Source organism: Glycomyces albidus (assembly GCF_009451885.1).
Lineage (GTDB): Bacteria > Actinomycetota > Actinomycetes > Mycobacteriales > Micromonosporaceae > Glycomyces > Glycomyces albidus.
Genome location: NZ_WIAO01000002.1, coordinates 100,217 through 125,021, shown reverse-complemented (window position 1 = coordinate 125,021; position 24,805 = coordinate 100,217). Strand labels below are relative to the sequence as shown.

22 protein-coding genes are annotated in these 24,805 nt (G+C 70.9%); 3 read left to right on the top strand and 19 right to left on the bottom strand.

What is annotated here, in order from left to right:
* Nucleotides 1-223 precede the first annotated feature (223 nt).
* From GFD30_RS02240 to GFD30_RS02210, 7 genes are all read right to left on the bottom strand, one after another.
* On the bottom strand, nt 224-832 hold the full coding sequence (locus tag GFD30_RS02240; RefSeq protein ID WP_153023593.1) for a hypothetical protein: 609 nt from the start codon (nt 830-832) through the stop codon (nt 224-226).
* 247 nt (nt 833-1,079) lie between these two features.
* Nucleotides 1,080-2,030 carry a DivIVA domain-containing protein gene (locus tag GFD30_RS27435; protein ID WP_153023592.1) on the bottom strand — a complete coding sequence of 317 codons (951 nt, stop codon included), beginning with the start codon at nt 2,028-2,030 and terminating at the stop codon, nt 1,080-1,082.
* A gap of 84 nt (nt 2,031-2,114) precedes the next feature.
* The gene (locus GFD30_RS02230; RefSeq protein ID WP_407648954.1) at nt 2,115-2,411 is read right to left on the bottom strand and encodes a YggT family protein; all 297 of its coding nucleotides are present in this window, start codon (nt 2,409-2,411) and stop codon (nt 2,115-2,117) included.
* A gap of 19 nt (nt 2,412-2,430) precedes the next feature.
* Nucleotides 2,431-3,015 carry a cell division protein SepF gene (locus GFD30_RS27730; protein ID WP_153023591.1) on the bottom strand — a complete coding sequence of 195 codons (585 nt, stop codon included), beginning with the start codon at nt 3,013-3,015 and terminating at the stop codon, nt 2,431-2,433.
* 139 nt (nt 3,016-3,154) lie between these two features.
* On the bottom strand, nt 3,155-3,868 hold the full coding sequence (locus GFD30_RS02220) for a YggS family pyridoxal phosphate-dependent enzyme (protein ID WP_153023590.1): 714 nt from the start codon (nt 3,866-3,868) through the stop codon (nt 3,155-3,157).
* Between the two features lie 108 nt (nt 3,869-3,976).
* A complete protein-coding gene (gene ftsZ, locus GFD30_RS02215; protein ID WP_153023589.1) occupies nt 3,977-5,089 on the bottom strand; it encodes a cell division protein FtsZ in 1,113 nt (370 codons plus the stop codon).
* Between the two features lie 78 nt (nt 5,090-5,167).
* The gene (locus tag GFD30_RS02210) at nt 5,168-5,902 is read right to left on the bottom strand and encodes a cell division protein FtsQ/DivIB (RefSeq protein WP_153023588.1); all 735 of its coding nucleotides are present in this window, start codon (nt 5,900-5,902) and stop codon (nt 5,168-5,170) included.
* A 96-nt stretch (nt 5,903-5,998) separates the two neighbouring features.
* On the opposite strand from GFD30_RS02210, the gene GFD30_RS02205 reads away from it, so the two are divergent.
* Complete coding sequence (locus tag GFD30_RS02205) at nt 5,999-7,000, top strand: siderophore-interacting protein (protein ID WP_322632857.1); 1,002 nt, start codon at nt 5,999-6,001, stop codon at nt 6,998-7,000.
* A gap of 65 nt (nt 7,001-7,065) precedes the next feature.
* Here the strand turns inward: GFD30_RS02205 and GFD30_RS02200 are convergent, their stop codons facing one another.
* The 9 genes from GFD30_RS02200 to GFD30_RS02160 form a co-directional block, all read right to left on the bottom strand.
* Nucleotides 7,066-10,212: a leucine-rich repeat domain-containing protein gene (locus GFD30_RS02200; protein WP_194201816.1), complete on the bottom strand. Its 3,147-nt coding sequence runs from the start codon at nt 10,210-10,212 to the stop codon at nt 7,066-7,068.
* Nucleotides 10,213-10,365: 153 nt separating this feature from the next.
* On the bottom strand, nt 10,366-11,775 hold the full coding sequence (murC, locus tag GFD30_RS02195) for a UDP-N-acetylmuramate--L-alanine ligase (protein ID WP_153023586.1): 1,410 nt from the start codon (nt 11,773-11,775) through the stop codon (nt 10,366-10,368).
* Complete coding sequence (locus GFD30_RS02190) at nt 11,772-12,884, bottom strand: UDP-N-acetylglucosamine--N-acetylmuramyl-(pentapeptide) pyrophosphoryl-undecaprenol N-acetylglucosamine transferase (RefSeq protein WP_153023775.1); 1,113 nt, start codon at nt 12,882-12,884, stop codon at nt 11,772-11,774. The genes murC and GFD30_RS02190 overlap by 4 nt, the downstream gene beginning before the upstream one ends.
* A 2-nt stretch (nt 12,885-12,886) precedes the next feature.
* A complete protein-coding gene (gene ftsW / locus GFD30_RS02185) occupies nt 12,887-14,170 on the bottom strand; it encodes a putative lipid II flippase FtsW (RefSeq protein WP_322632856.1) in 1,284 nt (427 codons plus the stop codon).
* Entirely contained in the window at nt 14,167-15,531 is a 1,365-nt protein-coding gene (murD, locus tag GFD30_RS02180) for a UDP-N-acetylmuramoyl-L-alanine--D-glutamate ligase (RefSeq protein ID WP_322632855.1), read from the bottom strand. Before murD ends, ftsW begins: the two co-directional genes overlap by 4 nt.
* A gap of 3 nt (nt 15,532-15,534) precedes the next feature.
* On the bottom strand, nt 15,535-16,659 hold the full coding sequence (gene mraY, locus GFD30_RS02175) for a phospho-N-acetylmuramoyl-pentapeptide-transferase (RefSeq protein WP_322632854.1): 1,125 nt from the start codon (nt 16,657-16,659) through the stop codon (nt 15,535-15,537).
* Nucleotides 16,656-18,062 carry a UDP-N-acetylmuramoyl-tripeptide--D-alanyl-D-alanine ligase gene (locus GFD30_RS02170; RefSeq protein ID WP_407648951.1) on the bottom strand — a complete coding sequence of 469 codons (1,407 nt, stop codon included), beginning with the start codon at nt 18,060-18,062 and terminating at the stop codon, nt 16,656-16,658. The genes mraY and GFD30_RS02170 overlap by 4 nt, the downstream gene beginning before the upstream one ends.
* Before the next feature lie 37 nt (nt 18,063-18,099).
* Nucleotides 18,100-19,599 carry a UDP-N-acetylmuramoyl-L-alanyl-D-glutamate--2,6-diaminopimelate ligase gene (locus GFD30_RS02165; protein WP_322632853.1) on the bottom strand — a complete coding sequence of 500 codons (1,500 nt, stop codon included), beginning with the start codon at nt 19,597-19,599 and terminating at the stop codon, nt 18,100-18,102.
* A 56-nt stretch (nt 19,600-19,655) separates the two neighbouring features.
* Nucleotides 19,656-20,156: a MarR family winged helix-turn-helix transcriptional regulator gene (locus GFD30_RS02160; protein ID WP_153023585.1), complete on the bottom strand. Its 501-nt coding sequence runs from the start codon at nt 20,154-20,156 to the stop codon at nt 19,656-19,658.
* 237 nt (nt 20,157-20,393) lie between these two features.
* On the opposite strand from GFD30_RS02160, the gene GFD30_RS02155 reads away from it, so the two are divergent.
* Together GFD30_RS02155 and GFD30_RS02150 are read left to right on the top strand one after the other, a co-directional pair.
* The gene (locus GFD30_RS02155; protein ID WP_153023584.1) at nt 20,394-21,407 is read left to right on the top strand and encodes a coiled-coil domain-containing protein; all 1,014 of its coding nucleotides are present in this window, start codon (nt 20,394-20,396) and stop codon (nt 21,405-21,407) included.
* 76 nt (nt 21,408-21,483) lie between these two features.
* Nucleotides 21,484-22,692 (top strand): L,D-transpeptidase, encoded by a 1,209-nt coding sequence (locus tag GFD30_RS02150; protein ID WP_153023583.1) that lies wholly within the window; start codon nt 21,484-21,486, stop codon nt 22,690-22,692.
* A gap of 62 nt (nt 22,693-22,754) precedes the next feature.
* Here GFD30_RS02150 and GFD30_RS02145 read toward each other — a convergent pair whose 3' ends face one another.
* The 3 genes from GFD30_RS02145 to GFD30_RS02135 form a co-directional block, all read right to left on the bottom strand.
* A complete protein-coding gene (locus GFD30_RS02145; RefSeq protein ID WP_153023582.1) occupies nt 22,755-23,099 on the bottom strand; it encodes a DUF3817 domain-containing protein in 345 nt (114 codons plus the stop codon).
* Nucleotides 23,096-23,446, bottom strand: a complete 351-nt coding sequence (locus GFD30_RS02140) for a hypothetical protein (protein ID WP_153023581.1) — start codon at nt 23,444-23,446, stop codon at nt 23,096-23,098. The genes GFD30_RS02145 and GFD30_RS02140 overlap by 4 nt, the downstream gene beginning before the upstream one ends.
* Nucleotides 23,447-23,520: 74 nt before the next feature.
* Nucleotides 23,521-24,741: an RNA-guided endonuclease InsQ/TnpB family protein gene (locus GFD30_RS02135; protein WP_322632852.1), complete on the bottom strand. Its 1,221-nt coding sequence runs from the start codon at nt 24,739-24,741 to the stop codon at nt 23,521-23,523.
* Between the last annotated feature and the right edge of the window lie 64 nt (nt 24,742-24,805).

Sequence of the window (24,805 nt, the reverse complement as noted above, 5' to 3'; positions counted from 1 at the left end):
GTCGGGCCGGGGCACGCCGGGGCCGCGGCTGTGCCCTGCGTCGGGCGTTCGGCATCGCGGCTCCCGAGTTGGCGTACTCCTGACGACCTCGTCGAAACGAGGACAATGCGCGCCAGGCCCCGCCGAGGCGGGGACCTGCCGCGCAATTAAGCACACAGGATACGCAAGACCTGCAACGAGGTCAATTACTTCGGGAACTTGGCTCCGGACTGTGCGTCAGGGTTCACCGGCGCGCGAGCGGCGCCATCAGGAGTCGCGAGACGGGCTCGCACATGCCGCACGGGGTGAACCCGAGCTCCAGGGCCTCGGCGACCGGGAGCGGCTCGTGCTCGCGGCCCGTCAGGTGCATGCACGCGGAGTGGTGGAAGCGGGGCCGGCCGTCGACCACGGCGACCTCGGTGTCCAGGCGCATGAGGGCGGCCGCTTCGACACTGGACATGCGCTGCTCGGCCGGCTCGTCGGCGAGCGACTCGGGGGCGCGGTGCGCGGCCTGGCGCGGCGGCTCCTCGAAGCGGATCTCGGGGTCGCGGTCGACCGCGTAGTCCGTGGGCTCGAAGATCCGCCCTTCGAGGAGCGGCAGCTCGGTCGTCGGCGTGTCGTCCGCGACGATCCGGCGGAACTGCTGGGTGTCGTCGTCCGCGGCGGAACGGGTCCGCTGGGACGCGATGCGCGGGCGCTTGGCGCCCCTCCCGCGGATGCCGACGTAGAGCGCGACCCCGGCGGCGAGGCTCGCCGCGATCGATGAGACCAGCATCTGGTCGTTTCCGGTGATCATGCCGGTGACCAGCAAGACCGCCGCAATGACGAGGATCAGCAGGCTGCTGACGATCACGTCGTATCCTCCCCTGCGTGCGGGCAGCGGTCCCGGCACGCGGTCCTATGCGGCCCGAGGGGACCGCGGATCGTTAACGCATGATGGAGCGGCGGTGAGGGCGGCCGCGCCTCGGAAGGCAGCGCTCGTGAAGAACGCCGGCGCCCTCACCCGCTCATCATTGCTAACGAGGCGATCCCCGTTCAGGTTATGCCCGCGGGCGTGCCAATGTCGCCTCCGCGACCCTGCCTCGGCACGCCGGGGAGCGTCAGCCTCGGCCGCCCTGCATCACGAAGGCCGACCGGCCGCCGGAGCGGTCGTTGCCGGTCTCGCGCTGCGGCTCCTCGAAGGGCTCGTCCTGCGAGCGGCTCTGCTGGCCGTTCAGGTCGCGGAGCTGGCTCTCGAGGTAGAGCTTGAGGCGGGTGCGGTACTCGCGCTCGAAGGTCTTGAGCTCCTCGATGTTGTGCAGCAGCGACGTCCGGGACTCCTCCAGCTGGCCGATGACCTTCTGGCGCTCCTCCTCGGCTTCCATCTCCATGCGCTCGGCCTTGTCGCGGGCCTGGCCGACCAGGTCCTCGGCCTGCGTGCGGGCCTCGGTGACCATCGTGTCGGCGTCGCGCTGGGCCTCGGAGACCATGGTCTTGGACTCGCGCTGAGCCTGGCTGACCATCGTCTGCGCCTCGCGCTGGGCCTCGGCGACCATCGTCTGCGCCTCGCGCTGCGCCTCGGACAGGAGCGTGTCGGCCTCCCGGCGGGAGTCCTCCAGGTGCTCGTCCGCGGTGCGCTGGGCGACCATGAGGAGGCGCAGGGCCTCCTGCTCGCCGCCGGCGCCGCCCGAGGGCGAGGACGCGTCCTGCTGCGGGCGCTGGGCCAGTTCCTGCTGGAGCTGCTGCGCCTGCTGCTGCGCGGCCACCATCTGCTGGTGCATCTCGTGCAGCTCGGCGTCGAGCTCCTGAAGCTGCTGCTCCAGGGCGTGCTTCTCGCGCTGCACCCGGTCGAGTGCGGCGGCCATCTCGGCGTGGTCGGCGGCCCCGGGGGGAGCACCGGCGCGAAGGCTGTCGAGTTGCGCGCGAAGTTCGCCGTTCTCATCGCTGAGGCGAGCGAGTTCGCGCTCGACCTCGTCGAGGAAACCGTCGACCTCGTCCTCGTCGTATCCGCGCTTTCCGAGCATGGGTTTCTTGAACGTGACGTTGTGAACGTCTGCTGGGGTCAGCGGCATTCGAAACTCCTTCTCAGCTGTTCGCCTGGCGCACAAGGCCACTCGACACAATAACCGCATCGCGCACCCCTGCCCCGGAACCGCTCAGGTGAGGAATCCCTTGATGACGATGTCCATCAGGATCCACACGCCCAAGAGCAGCGCCAGGAACGCCAGATCAATCGATACACTACCAAGCCTGAGAGGGGGTATCACCTTCCTCAACCCCTTCAGGGGAGGGTCGGTCACGCTGTAGACCGTCTCGAGCAGGGCCGCGGCCCGCGGGCCCGGCTCCCAGCGGCGCGAGAACTGGACCACCACGCTGCACACCAGGCGAGCCAGCAGGAACAGGTAGAAGGCGAAGAGCGCCAAGTAGACGAGCTGCAGTGCCAGGTTCACGATACGGAGTCTATCCGCCCGGTCACGACTGGTTGAAGAAGCCGCCTTCGGCGATCTTCGCCTTGTCCTCCGCCGTCACCTGGACGTGGGGCGGGGAGAGGAGGAACACACGGTTGGTCACCCGCTCGAACGAGCCCCGGGTGCCGAAGATCAGCCCCGCGGCGAAGTCGACCAGGCGCTTCGCGTCGGCCTCCTCCATCTCCGAGAGGTTCATGATGACCGGGGTGCCGTCGCGGTAGCGCTCGCCGATGGTGCGCGCCTCGTTGTACGTGGTGGGGTGCAGCGTCGTGATCCGGTAGTTCGCGTGCGACTCCTCCTCGGCCGGGACCGGCCGGACGGGCGCGGGCTCGGCGAGCGCGAGGTTGTCCCGCGTCAGGTTGTCGCGGGACAGCGGGGTGACCGAACCGGAGCCGCGGTTGAGCTGGCGGACCGGGCTGCGGTCGTCGGCGGGGCGGCCGACCCGGCCGGTGGTCCGCTGCGATCCGCGCACACGCGTCGGCGCCGGCTCCTCGGCGAACTCGTCGGTCTCTTCGAAGCCGTTGTATCCGCGGTCCTCCTCGTCCTCGATGAGGCCGAGCCAGATGCCTGCCTTCCGCATCGCGCCCATCGATCGTGCTCCCTCCTCGGGCCGCCCCTGGTGAGTCAGGTACGCGGTCTCATCCTAGCGCCGACTCCTTACACGGATGTGTTTTTCCGCGGTTCACCAGTGAACGGCCGCGGCATAGATCCCTTTACTGCCGTATACCTTACGCCATCGCTTCACGTTCGCCGAGGACGTTTCTCCCGAGTCTGACCATTGTGGCCCCGCAGGCCACCGCCTCGCGGAAGTCGCCGCTCATGCCCGCGGAGATCTCCGTCGCGGCCGGGTCGACGCGGCGCACCGCCTCCGAGCACTCGCGCAGCAGCGCAAAGGCTTTGGCGGGCTCCCAGCCGAGGGGGGCGACGGCCATGACGCCTTTGAGGTCGAGGCAGTGGTAGCCGGCGATCTGCTCGGCGAGGGGTTCGAGCTCCGCGATCGGCGCACCGCCGCGGGAGGTGTCCCCGTCGAGGCTCACCTGGAGGAGGACGTTCAAGTTCCCGACGCGCAGGCTCATCTTCCGAGCGTGCTCGAGGGCCGCGGCGAGCTTGGGGCGGTCGACCGAATGCACCCAGTCGGCGTACTCGACGGCCGACGGGACCTTGTTGCGCTGGAGCTGCCCGACGAAGTGCCACACCGGTTCCAGGCCGAGTTCGGCGAGGGCGGCGGCCTTCGGCGCGGCCTCCTGGTGGCGGTTCTCCCCCAGGTCGGCCTGGCCGAGTTCGACGAGGGCGGCGGCGTCGGCGGCCGGAAAGGTCTTGGTGACGACGATGAGGCGGACCGATCCGGGGTCGCGGCCGGCGTCGGCGCAAGCGGCGGCGATGGCGTCGCGCGTCCGGTTCAGGTTCTCCTGCAATTGAATTCGGCGCGCTGGTGCGGTCAAGGCGGTCCTCGGCGAGTGGTTGCGCGGTTCGGCGTCCGCGTCGGGGCGTGCGGCGGGCTGGCGGGCGGCGGTCCGCCGAGTCGGTTCCGACCCGACGGAGCGCCGCCGCTAGAAGCCCTCTTTCAGGAACGAGGGGACATCGACGTCGTCGAAGAGGACCTTGCCGCCGCCGGGCTCGCGCTCCGGCTCGGGCTTGGCCGCCTCGCGGATCGGCTCCGGCTTCTGCTCGGGCAGCGTGGAGATCCGGGTCGGCTGCGCCAGTTCGAACTCGGTGTCCTCCACGTCGAAGCCGGCGGCGATCACGGTCACCCGGGCCTCTTCGCCGAGGGCGTCGTCGATGACGGCGCCGAAGATGATGTTCGCGTCGGTGTGCGCGCAGTCCGAGACCAGCTCGGCCGCGTCGTTGATCTCGAACAGGCCGAGGTCCGAGCCGCCCGCGATGGACAGGAGCACGCCGCGGGCGCCCTCCATGTTCTGCTCCAGCAGCGGCGACTCGATCGCGGCGCGGGCCGCTTCGACCGCGCGGTTCTCACCGCGGGCCGACCCGATGCCCATGAGCGCCGATCCGGCGCCGCTCATCACGCTCTTGACGTCGGCGAAGTCGAGGTTGATCAGGCCGGGCGTGGTGATCAGGTCGGTGATGCCCTGGACACCGGAGAGCAGCACCTGGTCGGCGAGGCGGAAGGCGTCCATCATGGAGATGGTGCGGTCGCCGAGGTGCAGCAGCCGGTCGTTGGGGATGACGATCAGCGTGTCGCACTCGTTGCGCAGATCCTCTATTCCCGAGACCGCCTGGTTCTGGCGGCGCTTGCCCTCGAAGGCGAACGGCCGGGTGACCACGCCGATCGTGAGCGCCCCGAGCTTGCGGGCGATGTTCGCGATGACCGGAGCGCCGCCGGTGCCGGTGCCGCCGCCCTCGCCGCAGGTCACGAAGACCATGTCGGCTCCCTTGAGGACCTCTTCGATCTCGTCGCGGTGGTCCTCGCAGGCCTTCGCGCCCACTTCGGGGTTCGCGCCGGCGCCGAGGCCCCGGGTCAGTTCGCGTCCGACGTCGAGCTTGACGTCGGCGTCGCTCATCAGGAGCGCCTGCGCGTCGGTGTTGATGGCGATGAACTCGACGCCCTTGAGGCCCGCCTCGATCATCCGGTTGACAGCATTGACGCCGCCGCCTCCGACTCCAACGACTTTGATGACGGCGAGGTAGTTGTGCGGTGGTGTCATCGCGGCTGCCTTCCTTCCCCTTCGCGGCCCTGGGTGCGACGAGCGGGACGTGCGTGCACCCCCGCTCTCCCCTTAACGCTAACTCACAGTTGGGGCATCTGGTGCGCTGACATCGACATGTTCGTACCCTACGGCCAGCAATCGGTCCGCCACCTCCGCCTTCTGCTCGCCTTGGGAACCGTCGCCCCACGTGATCGTCCGTCCACCTTCGAGGAAGAGGGTGACCCCTGCGGGGGACGGGGACTCCACGTGTTCGACCTCGTCGGCGAGGTTCGGCGGGACCGCTTCGAGCACGGCGAGCGTCTCGATCGTGGCGAGGTCGTCCGGTGACGGATCGTCGAGTTCGACTATCCAAATAGATCCGGGAGCCGAATCGGACTCGTCGAATACCACACCGCCGGAATCGACCATGAGAAAAGTCTCGTCTCCGGTGGGAACGGCCATATACGGCTTTCGCTCGGTCACGTCCACGCGCAGCGCGTCGGGCCACGAGCGCGAGACGTCCACGGATTCGACCGGCGCGAGCTCGGCGACGGACGCGGCGAGCGCGTCGAGGTCGGCACCGAGGAGCGGATCCCCAAGGGCCCCTTGGCCGAGCGATTCCACCTCGGCCGGGTCGAGCACGGCCGTGCCGGTGACCTCGATGCGCCGCACCTCGAACCACGGGACGGTCCACAGGACCGTGAACACCGCCAGGAGCAGGGCGAGGCCGCCGGCCACGGCGAGCCGCAGCCGCTTGTCGGGCAGGCCCCGGCGCACCACGTGGACGAGCCGCCAGGGCCCGGGCTCGGTGGGAGGTTCGGAGCCGCGCATGGGTCGATCATGGCACGCGCGGGCCACCGGGCGGTGGCGGCACGCCGCGCACTCCGATAAGGTTAGGCAAACCTTATTCTCTAGGAGGAGCAGCGCGTGGCGACGCAGACCCAGGCCAAGACCGAGACGGCTCCCGCGGTTCGGCCGTTCGACCTCTTCCCCGCTGAAGTGCGGGCGCTGCGGCGCCTGAGCCCGTCGTTCCTCCGGGTGACGTTCGCCGGCGAGACGCTGGCGCACTTCGCGGACAACGGGTTCGACCAGCGGTTCAAACTCATCTTCCCGGCCCCGGCGTGCGGCTTCGACAAGATGCCGCGCACCGAGCGCTGGTACTCCGAGCTGCGGACCCTCCCTGAGGAGGAGCAGTGCGGCGTCCGCACCTACACGGTGCGCGACGTCCGGCCCGAGCTCGGCGAGGTCGACGTCGACATGGTGGTCCACGAGGCGCACGCCGACGAGGTCTGCGGCCCCGCCCTGCGCTGGATCCAGCGCGCGAAGGTCGGCGACGAGCTCCTGCTGCTCGGCCCGGACGCCCGCTTCGACGGCCCGCACGGCGGCGTCGACTTCAACGCCCCCGACGGCGCCGAGCTCCTCATCGCCGGCGACGAGACCGCGGCCCCGGCGATCGCCGCGATCCTCGAAGACCTCCCGGTCACCGCGCGGGGCAAGGTCTTCATCGAGGTCCCGACCGCCGCCGACGTCCTGGAGCTGGACGCGCCGGCCGAGGTCGAGGTGCACTGGCTGCCGCGCGAGGGCGCGGTCTGGGGGGACCGGCTCGTCCCGGCCGTCACCGCCGCCGCCCGCGCCATGGACTTCGCCGCCGGCGGGGGGTTCGAGGAGGACGCGCTCGAAGGGGACGCGGCCGAGATGATCTGGGACGCACCGCAGGAGGTGGTATCCAGCGGCGCGTACGCCTGGATCGCCGCCGAGACCGGCGTGGTCAAGGCCCTGCGCTTCACGCTCCGCAGGGAACTGGGCCTGCCGAAGGAGTCCGGGGCCTTCATGGGCTACTGGCGCACCGGGTGGCCGGGGGACTCACGGGGACCGGCGTGGGGCGGCCGCGGGGGCCCCCGGGCGCCCGCCCCTCGTCGTTTCGGCTGACTCGTCGTTTCGGCTCACTCGCCGTTCCGGCTCACTCGCCGTTCCGGCTCTCTCTTCGTTCCGGCTCAGAAGTCGGGCGGGCCGGGCTCGTACTCGCTGACGAAGTCGCGGTGGACCCACAGGAACTTGCCGCGGTCCTGGACCCGTTCCAGGCCGCCGAAGCCGGGGTCGGCGCTCTGGAGGAAGGCGTGGAGGCGGCGGAGCTGCGCGCCGGAGCGGCCGTCGCGCACCTCCCACGGCGGCTGGCTGTCGGCGTCGATCGCGTCCTCGCCGACCTCGGAGAGGATCTTGAAGGACTCCTCGGCGAGTTCGAGGTGGTTCTCGATCGCGGCCGGGTCGAAGGACGGCACGAACAGGTCGAGGGCGACCGAGCCGCCGGGCAGGACCGTGGACCAGAGCACCTTGAGGGTGCGCTTGATCCAGGGCGCGGACTTCACCAGCCAGGTGCGGGGCACGTCGATCTCGAAGACGCCGCTGTCGGGATCGCCGTCGAGGACGTACAGCGGCAGGCGCGAGTGCTCGCACCACAGGACCACCCGGACCCGGACGTGCATGAGCCGCCTGCTCCAGGACCGCCGGTCGAGCAGTTCGACCGTGTAGAACCGGGGCCCGTTCACCGCCTCGTCGGTGAACAGGTCCTTGAGCTTCCCGATCTCCGCCTCGATGCGCGCCAGGGCCTCCGCTTCGCTGCGCTGCGCCTCGCCGCTCCCGCGACCCCGCGCCTCGGGCGGCGCCGGGAAGGCGGGACGGACGGGCTCGTCGTCCTCGTCCTCGGGCGGGCGGTGGATGAGCCGGTCGATCGGCATGTCCTCCCAGCAGCGGCGGCACTCGGCGGTCTTCTTGCCGATGCTGCGGCGGGTCAGGAGCCGCTCCAGGCCGAACAGGCCGGTCCGGGAGCCGTCGGGGTCGACGCACTCGTTGCCGCAGGGCACGAGCCGCTTGAGCCGGAAGCCGGGCCACAGCTCGCCGGCGTAGTCCTCGAGGTCCTTGATGAACTCCTGGAGGAACTGCTCGGGGTAGGCGGCCTTCACGGTGACGCGGAGCCGCTGCCCCTCCAGGCGGACCAGGGCGCGCGCGTACGGGCCGGGCTGGATCACGAAGCCGCTGTGCCAGTGGACGCTGTCCTCGAAGCGCTCGCGGCCGAGCGAGTGGCGGTGCCAGCGCACGATGAGCTGGTGCACCAGGCCCTCGGGGACGCCCTTGACGCCCCTGGTGTCGAGGAACTCGCACAACTGGGAGTCCTCGCGCAGGTGCGGGCCGAACCCGTCCCAGACCTCCTCGAGCGGCGGCGGCACCTCGTCGACGAGCTGCGCGATGAGGCTGCTGGGCGGGCGGCCCTCGGCCTCGGCGATGCGGTACGAGAGGTCGTACTTCTCCATGAGCTGGAGGAGCGCCGGGTGGAACTTCGGGTCGTACCGCTCGTTCGGGGGCTTGTCGGGGTTGTTCCACAGGTGGACCAGGCGGCGGTGCTCGACAAGGCCGTGCCGGGCGGCGGTCTCGGCGTCGTCGACGATGTGGCTGACGGCGGTGCTGAGCCAGTCGCCTTTGAGGACCACGATCTCCTTGAGGCCGGGGATCTCCGGGTAGTGGATCCAGTACCCCAGGCGGGTGGCGATGGCCGCGAGCGCGCCGGCGGCGTCCTCGTCGAGGCCGAAGGTCTCGGCGCGGCGCAGGTAGTCGGGGTACTCGAGGAAGGACTCGCCGCTCTGGACGAGCGAGCGGCGCAGGTCCTTCCAGCCTGCGGGCACCTCGCGGTTGAGTTGCGGGATCGCGGCGGCGGACTCCCACAGGGCCGCCCGGAGGTCGTCGATGCCGAACCCGGTCCTGCTGTCGACGAAGTGGAAGCCGCCGATGAGGTCGCCGTGGCGCTGCATCAGGCCGGCCTGGTCGATGCGGGGGTGCTGGCCGTCGACGTGGGTGGCGACGATGTGGATCTTGATGTCGTCGTCGCTGGTGCGGCGGCGGATCAGGTCGATCCAGTAGTCGACGAAGCCCTGCATGGATCCGGTGCGCGCCTTCCAGACCACGACGTACACGGCGGGGGCGGTGAAGAAGAGCTGGTGGGTGGGGCGGTACGCCTTCTGGCCGCCGAAGTCCCAGGCGTTCATGGTGATCGCCTCGGACGGGTCGCCGCCGGGGCCGGTCAGGTCGAGGGTCTTCACCTCGATGCCGTGGGTCGAGCCGCGGTCGGGGTCGAACGGCTCGCCGCGCATGGCGGCCAGGAGCGAGCTCTTGCCGACCTCGCCTTCGCCGACCAGGACGAGCTTGGCCTCGCGGAAGTCGGCGCTGCCGGTGTCGAGGCCCTCCATGAACTCGCGGAGCGCGGGCAGGCCGGCGACCGCCGCGGCGCGCTGCTCGGGCGGGAGGAGGTTCCCTTCGAGGTGGAGCAGTTCGAGCTTGTCGAGCTTGAGGAGGGAGCGGGGCAGGCTGCGCAGGCCGTTGTACTCGGCGTCGAGGCGGCTGAGCTCGGTGAGGGCGCTGAGGTACTCGGGGAGCTCGGCGAACTTGTTGCCGTTGAGGTTGAGGCGGCGCAGGCTGGTGAGCGCGGTGATCGAGCGCGGGAGGCGGGTGAGGCGGTTGGCGTCGAGCCGGAGCTCGACCAGGTTGACGAGGCGGCCGATCGAGTCGGGGAGGTCGGTGAGGCCGGCCCGGGTGAGTTCGAGGCGGGTGAGCCCGGTCAGCTCGGTGACGGGCTCGGGGAAGGCCCCGAACCGGTTGTCGCTCACGTCGAGCCAGGTGAGGGCGCTCAGGCGGGCGATCGAGGCGGGCAGGTCGGTGAGGCGGTTGCGGAAGAGCGTGAGCTTGACGAGCCGGTCGAGGCCGCCGATCGAGCCGGGGAGCGCGGTGATCCGGTTGACGTCGAGGTCGAGCCGGATCAGGGAGGCGAGGCGGCCGATGGAGGCGGGGAGCGAGGTGAGCTGGTTGTCGCCGAGGTTGAGTTCGGTGAGCTCCTGGAGCCGCCCGATCGACTCGGGGACGGAGGAGAGCCGGTTCTGGAACAGGTTGAGATGGGTGAGCCGCTCGAGTTCGCCGATCCAGTCGGGGAGGCGGGTGATGCTGTTGACCGAGAGGTCGAGGTACCGCAGGTGCGTCATCGTGCGCACGGCCGGCGGGACGGCTCTGAGGTTCTGGCGCGAGAGGTCGAGGCTCGTGGGGAGCCGGCCGTGCTCGTCGGGCTGGCCGGCGTCGGAGAGCAGCCTTCTCAGTGGCATCGCAGGGGGTTCACCCACCGGGTTCGGAATGTGATGGCGGTTCGTGACAGTGCTGTCACGCGCCATGCTACCGCCCGGCCGCAGCCGCCGGGGCGTCGCGATCGTGTTGCCGCCCAACGGGGGACGGGCCCGCTCGCGCGGGCCCGTCGCGGTTCAGCGCAGCAGGTCGTCGGGCATGAGGGAGACGGGCGGGGCGCCCATGGTGACGACGACGTCGCCTTCGGCGGCGAGCGCCTTGACGGCGGCGGGGACGTCGTCCCATTCGGCGACGAAGACCTTGTCCTCCTCGGGGAGGGCAATGGCGTCGCGGAGCGCTTGCCCGCCTTCGCCTTCGGGGATGTCCTCGCCGGGGCCGAAGATCTCCATGACGACGACCCGGTCGGCGAGCGAGAGCGCTTCGGCGATGTCGTCGCGCATGGCGATGGTGCGGTAGACGCGGTAGGGCTGGAAGACCACGATGAGGCGGCCGTCGCCGGCGACCTCCTTGAGGGTCTTGACGGCCTCGGTCATCGCGGTCGGGTGGTAGGCGTACTCGTCGAAGACGGCGTACCCGTCGATCTCGCCGCGCTTCTCGAACCGGCGCTTGACCCCGCCGAAGGAGGCGATGCCGGCGGCGATGTCCTCGGGTTCGAGGCCGAGGTAGAGCCCGACCGCGACCGCGGCGGCCGAGTTGAGGGCGATGTGCCGGCCGGGCATCGGCAGGTGGAAGCGGCCGAGGACCTGGCGCTCGTAGAGGACCGTGTAGTCGACGCCGTCCTTGTCGGACTCGACGTCGCCGAGCTGGACGTCGGCGCCGTCGCTGAAGCCGTAGGTGGCGACCGTGCGGCCCTCGGCGCGGAGCTTCTTCGCGAGCGCGAGCGTGCCCGGGTTGTCGGCGCAGAGGACCAGGAGGCCGTCCTTGTCGGTGTTGCGGCAGAACCGCTCGAACGCCTCGGTGAGGGACTCCATGTCGCCGTAGGTGTTCAGGTGGTCGACGTCGATGTTGGTGACGACGCCGATCTCGGGGCGGTAGCGCAGGAACGAGCGGTCGGACTCGTCGGCCTCGGCCACGAACAGGTCGCCGTCGCCGTGCGCGCCGGTGAACGCGCCGATGATCTCGCCTCCGTTCACATAGGACGGTGCGAGTCCGGCGTGCTCGAGCATCTGGGTGATGATCGCGGTCGTGGTGGTCTTGCCGTGGGTGCCGGTGACGACGACCGAGCGGCGGCCGGTCATGGCGGCGGCGAGCGCCTCGGAGCGGTGGTAGACCCGGATGCCGCGGCGGCGGGCCTCGGCGACCTCGAGGTGCTCGTCGTTGTGCGCGGTGGAGCGGACCACGGTGTCGACGCCGTCGAGGTTGGCCTCGGTGTGCTCGCGGTGGAGCGTGACGCCGAGGCGCTCGAGCTCGGGCAGGCTCGGCCAGTCCTTCAGCTCGGAGCCGGACACGGGGAGGCCGCGCGTCGCGTACAGGCGGGTGAGGCCGTTCATGCCGACGCCGCCGACGCCGATGAACAGGACGCGCCCGAGGTCCTCGGCGGTGACGCCCTCGTCGATCGGGCTGGTCAGGTCGTTGGGATCGGTCATGCCTGCGAGACCACCTTCAGCGTGTAGTTGCGGAGCGCCTCGTCGCCGGTGCGGGACCCGAAGGCGGCCGCGGCCTGCGACATCTGGAGGACGCGGTTCCGGTCGGTGATGACCGGGATGAGGTTCTCGGCGATCCATCCGGGGCTGAGGTTCTCGTCGTCGCAGAACATGGCGCCGCCGGCGGCGACGACCGGCCCGGCGTTGCGGTACTGCTCCTTGTTGCCCCACGGCATGGGGACGAACACCGTGGGGATGCCCAGCGCGCTGACCTCGGCGACGGTCATGGAGCCGCCGCGGGCCAGGACCATGTCGCACGCGGCGTAGCCGAGGTCCATGCGGTCGAGGTACGGCAGGGTCCGGTACGGGACCGGCAGGCCCTCGGGGATGTGGATCGGCTCGTCGCGGCGGGCGCCGGTGATGTGGAGGACCTGGACGCCGCGGTGCGCGAGCATCTGGGCCGCGCCGGAGACGGCGTTGTTGATCGAGGCCGCGCCCTGGGAGCCGCCGTACACGAACAGGACTGGGCGGCGCGGGTCGAGCCCGAAGTACTGGCACGCCTGGACGCGCATGGCGTTGCGGTCCAGGTGGGCGATCGCGGGCCGCAGCGGGACGCCGGTGATGGTGCCGTCGGCCAGGAGCGGCGACGCCTGCGGCAGGTGCGGGAAGCCGAGCGCGAGATTGTCGCTGAACTTGAGCGCGAGCTTGTTGGCGACGCCGGGCGGGTCGTTGAACTCGAAGATGACCATGGGCATCTTGCGGCGCCAGGCGGCGAGGTAGGCGGGGACGGCGACGTACCCGCCGAAGCCGACCACGACGTCGGCCTGGACCTCGTCGAGGATCTCGCGGGTGGCCTTCATGGCCTTGAGCATGCGCGGCGCCGTCAGCAGCAGGTCGAGGTTGACCTTGCGCGGGAGCTGGTGGGCCGGGACGTTGCGGAGGTCGTACCCGGCCTTGGGGATGAGGTCGTTCTCGAGGCCCTTCTCGGTCCCGAGGCAGGTGACGCGCACGTGGGGGTCGTGGCGGCGCAGGCAGTCGGCGAAGGCCAGGAGCGGGTAGATGTGGCCGCCGGTGCCGCCGCCGGCGAGGACGACCGATCGAAGCTGTGCCAACGTCATGTCTTTCTGGTCGTAGGGTCGGACTTCGCGGAGTCGGGCTCCGACTCCGTGCGGGGCGCGGGCGGCAGGGGGGCCCAGAGCAAGCGTACGAGACGAGAGGGGTTGCGCGCCCGGAGTGCCTGGGCCGCGTCGGGTTCGGCACGCGCGAATCCGGCGAGCATCCCGACCGCCGCGAGGACCACCACGAGGGCGGTGCCGCCGTCGGAGATGAACGGGAGCGGGACGCCGGTCATCGGGATGAGGCCGAGGACGCCGCCGATGTTGATGAACGCCTGCCCGGCGATCCAGATCGTGACGCCCGCGGCCACCAGGGACCGGAACGCGTCGTCGGAGCGGCGGGCGATGCGGAAGCCGGTGTAGACGAAGACCGCGAACAGCGCGAGGATCACCAGGCAGCCGACGACGCCGAGCTCCTCGGCGATGAGCGCGAAGATGAAGTCGTTGTGGCCGTTGGGGAGCCAGTCCCACTTCTGGCGGCTCTCGCCGAGGCCGAGGCCGAACCAGCCGCCGTCGGCGATCGCGTAGTAGCCCTGGATGGCCTGGTAGCCCCAGGTGTCGGCGAAGTCCTCGGGCCGCGAGAAGGAGATGATGCGCTCCATCCGGTAGCCCTCGAAGGCGATGAGGAGGACCGAGCCGGCGAGCGCGGTGCCGAAGAGGACGCCGAGGATCCGCAGCGGCACGCCCGAGGCCCACAGCAGGCCGATGAACATCGCCACGATGATGAGCATCGTGCCGAGGTCGGCGTACCCGATGATGAGCATCAGCGAGCCCGCGATCGGGAACATGGGGATCGCCAGGTCGCGCCAGGACGCGATGCGCGGGCCCAGCCGCACCAGCGAGTCCGCGGCCCACAGCAGGAGCGCGAACTTGGCGATCTCGGCGGGCTGGAACTGGACCGGTCCTATGTGGATCCACAGGTTGTCGGTGGCGATGCCGCCCGAGTCGCCGCCGGAGCCGTTCTGGGCGATCGACATGACGACCAGGAACAGGCCGAGGAGGATGGCGATGACCAGGAGCGGTCGGGCCACCGCCCGGTAGGTGCGCGCGGGCAGGCGCTGGGCGATCCAGAAGCAGACCAGGCCGACGACGGCCCAGATGACCTGCTGGAGGATGACGGCGAACGCGTTGCCCGTGGCCTCGTAGGACTCGACCATGGTGGCGGAGAAGACCATCACCAGGCCGATGGTGAGCAGGAGGCCCGCGGAGGAGAGCAGCAGGTAGTACGAGGCGAGCGGCCGGTCGAGGAGGCCGCGGAGCATCTCGGTGAACCCGCTTCTCACCCGGCGTCCTCCCCCAGCAGCCGCCGCACCGCGTCCGCGAACGCGTCGCCGCGGTGGGCATAGGAGCGGAACATGTCGTAGGAGGCCGCGGCGGGCGAGAGCAGCACCGTGTCGCCGGGCTGCGCGAAGCCCGCGGCGCGGGCGGCGACGTCGGTCATGACCGCATCGTCGCCGCCGTCGAGGACGGCGACGGGGAGGTCCGGGGCGTGTCGCGCGAGCGCGTCGGCGATCAGCGCCCGGTCCTGTCCGATGAGGACGGCCGCGCGGAGCTTGTGGGCGTACTCGGCGACGAGGGAGTCGACGTCGACGCCTTTGAGCTGGCCGCCGGCGACCCACACGACCGAGTCGTAGGCGGCGAGCGCCGCGGCGGCGGCGTGCGGGTTGGTGGCCTTGGAGTCGTCGACCCAGGTCACGCCCTCGTGCTCGGTGAAGGCGACGTTGCGGTGCGGTTCGGGCGTGTACTTGCGGATGGCCTCGGCGATCTCGGCGTGGCCGACGCCGGCCTCGCGGGCGAGCGCGGCGGCCGCGAGGGCGTTGGCCACGTTGTGCCACCCGGCGGGGCGGACGAGGTCGACCGAGCAGATCTGGACGGGCTCGCCGCCGGTGTAGTCGACGAGGTAGCCCAGGGCCACCCCGAACTGGCCCGGTTCGGGCTGGTTCAGGGTGAAGCCGGTGACGTGGGCGTCGGTGTGCTTGGCGAGGGCGACGACCGCGGGGTCGTCGAGGTTGGCGACGGCCCGGCCGCCGCGCCAGACGGCGGCCTTGGCCTCGCTGTAGGCGTCGAAGCCGCCGTGCCAGTCGAGGTGGTCGGGGGCGAGGTTGAGGACGGCCCCGGCCGTCGGGGCGAGCGACGCCGACCAGTGGAGCTGGTAGCTGGAGAGCTCGACGGCGATGACGTCGTACGGGCCGTTGGCGGCGTGGACCAGCGGGACGCCGATGTTGCCGAGGGCCGCGGTGCGCAGGCCCGCGGCCTCGAGCATCGCGGCGAGCATCGTCGTGGTGGTCGTCTTGCCGTTGGTGCCGGTGACGGCGAGCCAGCGGGCCGCGCCCGGTTCGCGCAGGCGCCAGGCGAGTTCGGGTTCGGAGAACGTCTCGATCCCGGCGTCGCGGGCGGCGACGGCGATCGGGTGGTGCGGCGGGAACCCCGGCGAGAGGACCACCTGCTCGATCCCGTCCAGGAGGGCCGGGTCGAACTCGCCGGTGGCGGTCCGGGCGCCGCGGGCGGCGAGCGCGCGGAGCCGCTCGGAGTCGTCGCGGTCGTACACGGTGACCGCGGCGCCCCGGTCGAGGAGGACCTCGGAGCAGGCGGTCCCGGCCACGCGGGCGCCTGCGACGAGGACGTTCCTGGCGATGCCTGCCACGGGCTACCCCGCGATCCGGAGGAAGTCGGCGAAGAAGAAGCCGAGCGCGATGGCGACGCCGATGCCCGCGATGATCCAGAACCGGACCACGATGGTCACTTCGGACCAGCCGGCGAGCTCGAAGTGGTGCTGGATCGGGGACATCCGGAACACGCGTCTGCCGGTGAGCTTGAACGAGGTCACCTGGATCATGACGCTGGCGGTCGTGATGACGAAGAGCGCGCCGACGATCGGCAGGAGCAGGATCGTCTTGGAGGCGATGGCGAGCCCGGCGATGAGCGCGCCGAGGCTGAGGGAGCCGGAGTCGCCCATGAAGATCTGGGCGGGCGAGGTGTTCCACCACAGGAAGCCGAACATGGCGCCGGCGGCGGCGCCGGCGATGAGGGCGATCTCGAGCGGGTCGCGGACGTCGTAGCAGAGGTCATCGGCGGGCTGGGCGCCGCCGCACCAGTGGCGGTACTGCCAGAAGCCGATGATGAGGAATGCCATGAAGGCCATCATGGAGGCGCCTGTGGCGAGGCCGTCGAGGCCGTCGGTGAGGTTGACGCCGTTGGCGGTGGCGTTGACGAGCAGGACGATGACGACGACCATGCCGATCTCGGTGACGTTGAACGAGCCGGTGGCGCCGGAGAGGGAGACGAAGGGGGTGGCGACGGTCTCGGAGATCTCGGAGGTGACGATCGAGCCCTGGTAGTAGACGGCGACGATGCCGAAGACGGTGGCGGCGATGGTGAGGCCGATGACCTTGGCGCGCCCGGAGATGCCGCCGGAGTGCTTGCGGCGGATCTTGAGCCAGTCGTCGATGAAGCCGACGAAGCCGCAGGAGACGAAGAGTCCGATGAGGACGATGCCGGTGGCGGTGAAGCCGGTGGGGCGGGAGAACATCTCGGTGTCGGCCTCGGGCAGGGCCATGAGGACGAGGTGGCCGGCGATGTAGGCGAGCACGGTCGTGAAGATGAAGACGACGCCGCCCATGGTGGGGGTGCCGGCCTTCGCGAGGTGGGTCTGGGGTCCGTCGGAGCGGATGGGCTGTCCGGCCTTGAGGCGGCGGAACAGCTTGGCCGCGAGGGGCGTCAGCGCCATGGTGAGCGCGAACGCCACGAACGCGGCGACGATGACTGCTCTCACTGGTCGGTTTCCTCCTTGGCGCGCAGGTGGTCGGCGACGTCCCAGGTCCGGTATCGGGAGCCTTTCACCAGGACGGCGTCGCCGGGGCGCAGCCGGTTTTCGAGCAGCGCGATGGCCGCGGCTTGATCGGGGACATGGGTGGCGGTGACGCCGTCGGCACCGTCGATGCTGTGCGCACGGCCGTTTCCGGCTGCGCCTTCAACGATGGGTTCAGTGCCTTCGCCGACGGCGATGATCTCGTCGACGCCGGCGTCGCGGGCCTGCTCGCCGAGGCGCCGGTGGCATTCCTCTTCGAGCTCTTCGAGGTCGGCCATGAGTCCGAGGACGGCGATGCGCCGCCCCTCGGTCGGGACCCGCCCGAGGGCGCGGACGGCCGCGGCCATCGAGGCGGGGTTGGCGTTGTAGGAGTCGTCGATGACGACGGTGCCGTCGGGGCGGGTGAAGACGTCCATGCGGCGCTCGGAGAGGCGCCCGGCCTCGCCGAGGCCCGCGGCGATCTGGTCGGGGGACGCGCCGAGCCGCCACATGACGGCGGCGGCGGCGAGGGCGTTGTAGACGTGGTGGTCGCCCCACAGCCGCAACTGGACGCGCGCTTCACCGCCGGGGGTGACGAGGGTGAACGCGTGGCGGCCGTCGCCGGGTTCGACGTCGGCCGCGCGGATCTCGGCGTCCTCGCGGATGCCGAAGGCGAGGACCCGAGCGCGGGTGCGGTCGGCCATGGCGGCGACGCGCGGGTCGTCGGCGTTGAGGACGGCGGTGCCCTCGGGGGCGAGGAACCGCGGCAGTTCGGACTTGGCCTCGGCGGTCGTCTCGATGGAGCCGAAGCCGTCGAGGTGCGAGATGCCGACGTTGAGGACGGCGCCGATCGAGGGCGGGGCGATCTCGCACAGGCTCGTGATGTGGCCGAGCCCGCGCGCGGCGAGCTCGAGGACCAGGTACTCGGTGTCGGGTTCGACCCGGCAGACCGTGTACGGGTGGCCGAGCTCGTTGTTGAAGTTGCCTTCGGTGGCGACGGTGGGGCCGAGCCGGGCGCAGAGCTGCCCGAGCAGGTCCTTCGTGGAGGTCTTGCCGTTGGAGCCGGTGACGCCGATGACGGTCGCCTTCGACACGGCGGCGATGTGCGACGCGAGCCGGGTGAGCGCCTCGACGGCGTCGTCGACGTAGATCGCGGGCGTGTCGATCGGGCGGGTCGCGATGGTCGCGACGACGCCCTGCGCGTGGGCCTGGGCGGCGAAGTCGTGACCGTCGACCTTGGCGCCGGGGATGGCCAGGAACAGGCCGCCCGGCCCGGCCTTGCGGGAGTCGAACTCGACGCCGCCGGTGACGACGGCCTCCGGGTCGGCCGTCTCGCTGAGCTTGCCGCCGGTGGCGGCGGCGACCTGGGCCAGGCTCATGGGGATCACGCGGCGGACTCCTCCTGCTGTTGTGCTTGTCGAACTATCACGCTTCAGCGTGCGGTGCCGGTTTCACCCACCCCGCGTCCCGGAGCGCGCGGGCCAGGAGCAGGCGGTCGTCGCTCGCCACCGGGCCGTCGGCGGTCTCGGTGTACGTCTCGTGCCCCTTGCCGAGGAGGGCGACGGCGTCGCCTGGCTCGGCCAGGGCGGCGGCCTCGCGGACGGCGGCTTCCCGCCCGGGAATATTACGGCAGGGCGTGCCCTGGACGGCGGCGGCCACCTCGTCCCGGATGCGCGCCGGGTCCTCGGTGCGCGGGTTGTCGTCGGTGACGATGACCAGGTCGGCCGCGGCCGCGGCCGCGCCCATGAGCGGGCGCTTGGACCGGTCGCGGTCGCCTCCGGCGCCGAGGACCGCGATGACCCGCCCGGGGGTGGACTCGCGGAGCGCTTCGATCACGGCGGTGATCGCCTCGGGCTTGTGCGCGTAGTCGACGACGCCGCGCACGGCCGCGTCGCCGGAGACGAGCTCCATGCGGCCGGGCACGCCGGTGCAGGAGGCGACGCCGGCGAGCGCGGTGTCGGTGTCGACGCCGACGGCCTCGAGGAGAGCGACGGCGAGGACGGCGTTGGCGACGTTGTGGCGCCCGGGCATGTTCACGCGGCCTTCGCCCTTGCCGTGGGGGCCGGCGAGGTGGAACGTCTGGGTGAAGCCGTCGCCGGCGATGTCGCGGGCGTAGTAGTCCGCGGCCGGGTCCTTGAGCGAGAAGGTGCGGCTCGCGCCGTCGGCGAGGGTCGCGACGCGCGCGTCGTCGGCGTTGAGCACCTCGACCTCGGCGCGGCCGTCGAAGAGGCGGGCCTTCGCGGCGAAGTAGTCGTCGAGGTCGGCGTGGAAGTCGAGGTGGTCGGTGCCGAACATGGTGAACCCGGCGGCCTTGAACCGGCAGCCTTCGACGCGGCCGAGCACGAGCGCGTGGCTGGAGACCTCCATGACCACGTCGGTGACGCCGCGTTCGAGGGCGGTCGCCAGGAGCGCCTGGAGCTCCGGGGCCTCGGGGGTGGTGCGCTCGGAGTCGATGCGGTCCCCGGCGATGCGGGTCTCGACCGTGCCGATGATGCCGGTGGTGCGCCCGGCGTGGGCGAGGCCGGCCTCGACAAGGTACGCGGTGGAGGTCTTGCCGTTGGTGCCGGTGATGCCGATGAGGTTGAGCCGTTCGGCCGGCCGGCCCCAGACGCGGGCGGCGATCTCGCCCGTCAGCGTGCGCGGGTCCGCGGCGACGAGGACCGGCAGGAGCCCGTTCACCAGCTCCGCGCCGCGGGCGTCGGTGAGGACCGCGACCGCGCCGCGCTCGGCGGCCTGGGCGGCGAACTCGGCGCCGTGGCGGCGGGCCCCGGGCAGGGCCGCGAAGAGGTCGCCCGGCTCGACCGCGCCGGCGGCGAGGCTGACGCCGGTGACCGCGAGGTCCAGGTCCCCGGCCCCGGGCAGGAGGTCGGCGAGGCCGTCGATTCGGTACGGGACGGTCTGGTGGGGACGTGGAAAGGTCGGCACGGCCTGACCCTACACCGGCACCGACGGTCCGCAGGCCGTACACCGGAGGGGTGGGGTCAGTGCTCGGGGTGGTCGACCGGGTTGCGGTCGTGCGCGTCGAGGTTGTCCGACCAGGTGCCCAGGAGCTTGTCGAGCTCGGCGGCCTGGTCGCAGTTGAGGTCGTCGAGGAACAGCTCGCGGACCAGGGAGAGGATGCACGGCGCGGCCTGCTCGAGGCGCTCGAGCCCGGCCGGGGTCAGCTTGACCCAGGTCCCGCGGTTGTCCCACTCGCACTTGTGCCGCTCGACCAGGCCCATCTCGGAGAGCTTGTTGACCTGGTAGGTGACGGCGCTCTTGGCGGTCACGATCTGATCGGCGAGCTCGCTCATGCGCATGGCCTGCTCCTCGCCGTCGGCGAGGCGCACGAGGATCTCGTACTGGGTGTGCGTGATCCCGTGGTTGCCCTGGAGGCGCCGGTCGATGTGGTGCTCCAGGCGGTGCGTGACCTGGAGGAACCGCGTCCAGACGGCGTTCACGTCGGGTCGGAGCCAGCGGCTCTCGAAGTCGCCCGCGCCCATCGGTTCCTCCTCTCGTCGCGTGCGGACCAGCCGGGACGGCTGGTTCAATATCGAACAATCCTATCAGCGGGTGAGGGGTCTTACGGTCCTCGAGTCGGCGACGCCACACCCTGGTCGTCTCGCGACCACCAGGGGTTATGCCCACTGGCCCGGTTCGGATCGAAGAATCCTCCCGTTCTAGGCTGGGGCCCGACCACCTCCCCCGTTCGGCCCCGAGCAACCGAAGGACCGCAAGCCTTGAACGCCGGAACCATCGCCAGGCGCGCCGCCCGCCCCTTCCGCGGGGCGAAGCGACTCCTCACCTTCCCCGTCGTCGCCGTCGCGGCCGTGGTGCTCCTGGTGTCGCCCGCCTCGCAGTCGAACGCGCAGGAGGAGTCGGAGGGCGCCTCGGCGGAGCTCAGCCAGGCCATCGAGGACTACCTCAACGCCAGGGACGAGCTCGCCTCCCTCGAGCAGCAGGAAGAGGACCTCGCCGCGGAGCTCGCCGCCTCCACCGAGGAGCAGGCCGCGCTCCAGGCCGAGCTCGAGGACTACGCGTACGTCGCCTCCACCACCTCCGACTACCAGTCGACCGCCGCGCTCCTCGCCTCCGGCGACCCGCAGGACGCCATCGCAGCCATGGAGATGCTCCAGTTCCTCGGCGAGTCCCGCGCCGACCGGCTCAACGAGCTCATCACCCGCCTCCAGGAGATCCAGGCCCTGCAGCAGACCCTCGACGACAACATCGCCGAGCAGGCCGAGGTCGCCGAGGACATGGAGGCCGCCCGCGACGAGGCCGCCCGCGAACTCGCGGCCGCCGGCGGCGACGCCGCCGACGGCCCGACCGTCTCCGACGCCCCCGCCGCCGAACCGTTCGAAGGCGACGGCGGCGGCTGCACCGAGGACGACCCGACCACCGGCGGCTGCCTCACCCCGCGGACCCTGCACGCGCTCGAACAGGCCCAGATCGCCGGGTTCACCCGGTACGTCGCCTGCTACCGCCCCTCCGGCTCCGGTGAGCACCCCAAGGGCCGGGCCTGCGACTTCTCCTCCGAACCGGGCGGCTTCGGCGGCGACGCCGGCGGCGAGGACTACGACTACGGGCAGAACCTCGCCGGCTGGCTCATCGAGAACTCCGACGCGCTCGGCGTGCAGTACATCATCTGGTACCGCCAGATCTGGTTCCCCGGGAGCGGCTGGAAGTCCTACTCCGGCGCCTACGGCGACCCCTCCTCCGACCACACCAACCACGTGCACCTGAGCATGCGCTGACGCGTTCCCGTTTGGGCCGTGCAATTCACAGGTTCACTGGGGACACGCGCTCGCCTCGCGTGTGTACCGTGGGGCAATGACCTTCGGACGATCCTCTCTGACCCGCCGCGGCGCCCTCGCCGCCGCCGGCTCGGCGGCCGCCCTCGGCCTGGCCGCGGCCTGCAGCGACGAGAGCGGGACAATCTCGGAGGGCGCCTCCTCCGAGGCGCCCCAGAGCGCCGCCAAAGTGACGATCACCCCCGCCGACGGCGCCGCCGACGCGACCGCGGCCACCGAGATCGCCTGGACCGTCGAAAGCGGCGAGTTTCAGGAGTTCACGCTGACCGACGCCTCCGGCGCCGCCGTCGAGGGCGCAATGCACCCGGACGGGACCACCTGGGTCCCCGCCAGCCCCCTCGAATGGGAGGGCACGTACACGGCCACGGTCACCGCCGTCGACGAGGCGGGCATCACCGCCACCGCGACCTCGACGTTCACCGTCATCGCCTCGCCCGGGAACCGGGTGAGCATCGAGAACTACCTGCCCGGGCAGGACTCCACGGTCGGGGTCGGCGCGATCCTCGCGTTCCGCTTCACCGACTACGAGATCCCCGAGGACCTGCGCGCCTCGGTCGAGCGGCGGCTGTTCGTCACCTCCGAGCCGGCGCAGGAGGGCTCGTGGCACTGGATCACCGGCCGCGCGCTCGAATACCGGCCGATGGAGTACTGGCAGCCGAACACGAAGGTCACCGTCCGGCTCGGCCTCGGCGGCCTCGACCTCGGCGACGGCCGGTACGGCGAGTACGACCAGGAGACGTCCTTCGCCATCGACTCCGAGGCGCGGCTCCTGGAGGCCGACAACGACACCAAGCAGATGCGGGCCTACCTGGACGGCACCGTCGTCCAGACCATCCCGATCTCGCTGGGCTCCGACGAGCCGATCGACGGGAACGACGCCCGGTCCTTCTCCGGCACCATGACGATCATGAGCCGCGAGGAGGAGTCGACGTTCGTCTCCGACCTCTACGACTACGAGACCGACGTCAAATGGGCGATGCGCCTGACGTTCTCCGGGCAGTTCATCCACGGCGCCCCGTGGGCGGCCGACCGCCTCGGCCGGGAGAACGGGTCCCACGGCTGCATCAACGTCTCCGACGAGATGGGCGAGTGGATCTACAACTTCGTGCGCTGGGGCGACCCGGTCGTCGTCATGAACACCGGCGTCGACGTCCCGCAGGGCGACGGCTTCACCGCCTGGTCGCTGGACTGGGAGACGTTCAAGGCCGGGTCGTACCTCGAGGCGTAATCGAGTCTTGAGAGCAGACTCGAGTGCGGGCCCGGCGGCTGCCGTCGGGCCCCTCGCCGTTCCTAGACGGGCTCTTCGGTGCGGACCTTCGGGTCGGCGGCCTGCGGGTGCTCCTCGAGGATGCGGCGGTGCGCCCAGCGCTCCACGAAGAACGAGGCGACCGGGACGGTCCCGCCGAGCAGGAGCCCGACGGTCTGGGGCCAGAACCTCCAGCCGGCCTGCTGGGCCAGGTGGAAGCCGAGCACCAGGTAGACCATGTAGCACAGGCCGTGGATCGGGCTGATCACCGTCACGAGCGTGTCGTCGCCGCCGAAGTACTTGAGCGGCATGGCGACGAACATGAGGGCGATGAGGAACGTGCCGACGATCCAGGCGACGATGCGGAAGCGTTTCAGGGCGGCGTTCATGCGTGGCTCCCCTGGGAGGAATCGGACGGTGACCGGCGCGCCCGCAGGATCGACTCCTCGAACGGGGAGGTCATCGGGGGCGGCTCGGGGCGGCCGCGGCGCGGCGCCTCGCCTTCGGGGCGGTCCTTGCGCAGCTCCAGGCGCATCTGCCGGATCCACAGCGCCACCGTGAAGACCGCGAACAGCGGCCACTCGAGGGCGTATCCCCAGCTGATGGCGTTGCCGCCCTGGGCGCGGGTGAGCTGCCACCACCCGAGCAGGCCGAAGCCGATCGTCAGCACCACGGCGAAGCAGTGGAGGACGATCCATGGGGGCGTCAGCAGGCGTCGCACCGCACCAGACCGCATCGCCCCAGAGTATGGTGACCGACCCGATGTTGCCCCCGGGGGGCCTCCCGTGGTGACTTGACTTCCATCCCCGCTCAATGAGCGGGAACTCCCTGGGCTCGCGCCCGGGGTGGTTCCTGTTTCATCGCCGATTGCGGAAGGGAGGACCCTTGCCGTCTGACATCGGCTCCGCAGGCCTCGCCGGGCGGTTGCCCGGCTGCGACTCGACCAGCCGCAAGGATGTTCTTGGCCGCGTTGATATCCCGGTCGTGCCAGGTGCGGCAGGTCGGGCATCTCCATGCCCGGGTCGACAGGTCGAGTCTGTCGAGCAGGTGCCCGCAGTGCGAGCAGGTCTTGGAGGACGGATACCAGCGGTCGACCACGGCGAGGGTCCGTCCGGCCCGTTCAGCCTTGTACTCGATCATGCGCCGGAACTCGCCCCAGGCAGCGTCGCTGATCCGCTTCGCCAGCCTGCGGTTCTTCACCATGTTCGCCACCGCGAGGTCCTCGATGGCGATGAGATCGTTATCGCGGACGATGCGGGTGCTTGTCTTATGGAGGAAGTCGGCGCGTGCATTGCGGATCTTGCGGTGGGCGCGGGCGACCTTGGCCTTCGCCTTGATGCGGTTGGCCGAGCCCTTCTGGCAGCGGGCCATGCGCCGCTGGTAGCGGGCGAGATTGCGGGCTTTGCGATCCAGATGGCGCGGGCCGGTGATGCGCTGGCCGTCGCTGGTGACGGCGAAGTCCTTGACACCCAGATCGATGCCGACACTCCGGCCGATCGCCGGCTCGGGGTCGGGGTCCGCGGTGTCGGCGGCGAAGGTCACGAACCAGCGGCCGTCCGGGTCACGGGAGACGACGACCATCGACGGCTCAAGCGAAGCGAGATCGACACCTTCAAAGGACCACACGAACTTAAGCGGCGAAACGATCCGCGCCAGGCCGAGCTCTCCGTTGTTCAGGCGAAACGCTGAACGCGCGAAGTGCGCGGTCTGGCGGCCGGATCGGCTCTTGAACCGCGGGCGCTCGGCCCGCCCGGAGAAGAAGTTGGCGAATGCGGCTTGCTGATGCCGAAGCGCCTGCTGAAGCGGCACACTCGGCACTTCTTTCAGAAATGCGAAATCCTGGGTCCGCTTCCACCTCGTCAAGGCCGCACTGGCCTCACCATAGGTGGTCTGCTTTCCTTCCGCCTCCCAAGTGCGATTTCGCTCAGCAAGCGCCTTGTTCCAGACCAAGCGGACGCACCCGAATGTGCGGGAGAGCATCGCCTGCTGATCGGGGTCGGGATACAACCGGCATTTGTACGCGGTTCGCACGGAAGGCATTGTAAGCGAGGACGGACGCCGTGTAAGACTTGGGCCGCGTGCCCCGAGCCCCCGT

Coding starts and splice junctions, on each gene's coding strand:
- GFD30_RS02210 (WP_153023588.1), bottom strand. CDS start 5,902: ATGCGCGGCTCCGAACCTCCCACCGAGCCCGGGCCCTGGCGGCTCGTC.
- GFD30_RS02150 (WP_153023583.1), top strand. CDS start 21,484: ATGACCTTCGGACGATCCTCTCTGACCCGCCGCGGCGCCCTCGCCGCC.
- GFD30_RS27435 (WP_153023592.1), bottom strand. CDS start 2,030: ATGCCGCTGACCCCAGCAGACGTTCACAACGTCACGTTCAAGAAACCC.
- GFD30_RS02160 (WP_153023585.1), bottom strand. CDS start 20,156: ATGGGCGCGGGCGACTTCGAGAGCCGCTGGCTCCGACCCGACGTGAAC.
- murC (WP_153023586.1), bottom strand. CDS start 11,775: ATGACCGATCCCAACGACCTGACCAGCCCGATCGACGAGGGCGTCACC.
- GFD30_RS02140 (WP_153023581.1), bottom strand. CDS start 23,446: ATGCGGTCTGGTGCGGTGCGACGCCTGCTGACGCCCCCATGGATCGTC.
- GFD30_RS27730 (WP_153023591.1), bottom strand. CDS start 3,015: ATGGGCGCGATGCGGAAGGCAGGCATCTGGCTCGGCCTCATCGAGGAC.
- GFD30_RS02145 (WP_153023582.1), bottom strand. CDS start 23,099: ATGAACGCCGCCCTGAAACGCTTCCGCATCGTCGCCTGGATCGTCGGC.
- GFD30_RS02200 (WP_194201816.1), bottom strand. CDS start 10,212: ATGCCACTGAGAAGGCTGCTCTCCGACGCCGGCCAGCCCGACGAGCAC.
- ftsZ (WP_153023589.1), bottom strand. CDS start 5,089: ATGACACCACCGCACAACTACCTCGCCGTCATCAAAGTCGTTGGAGTC.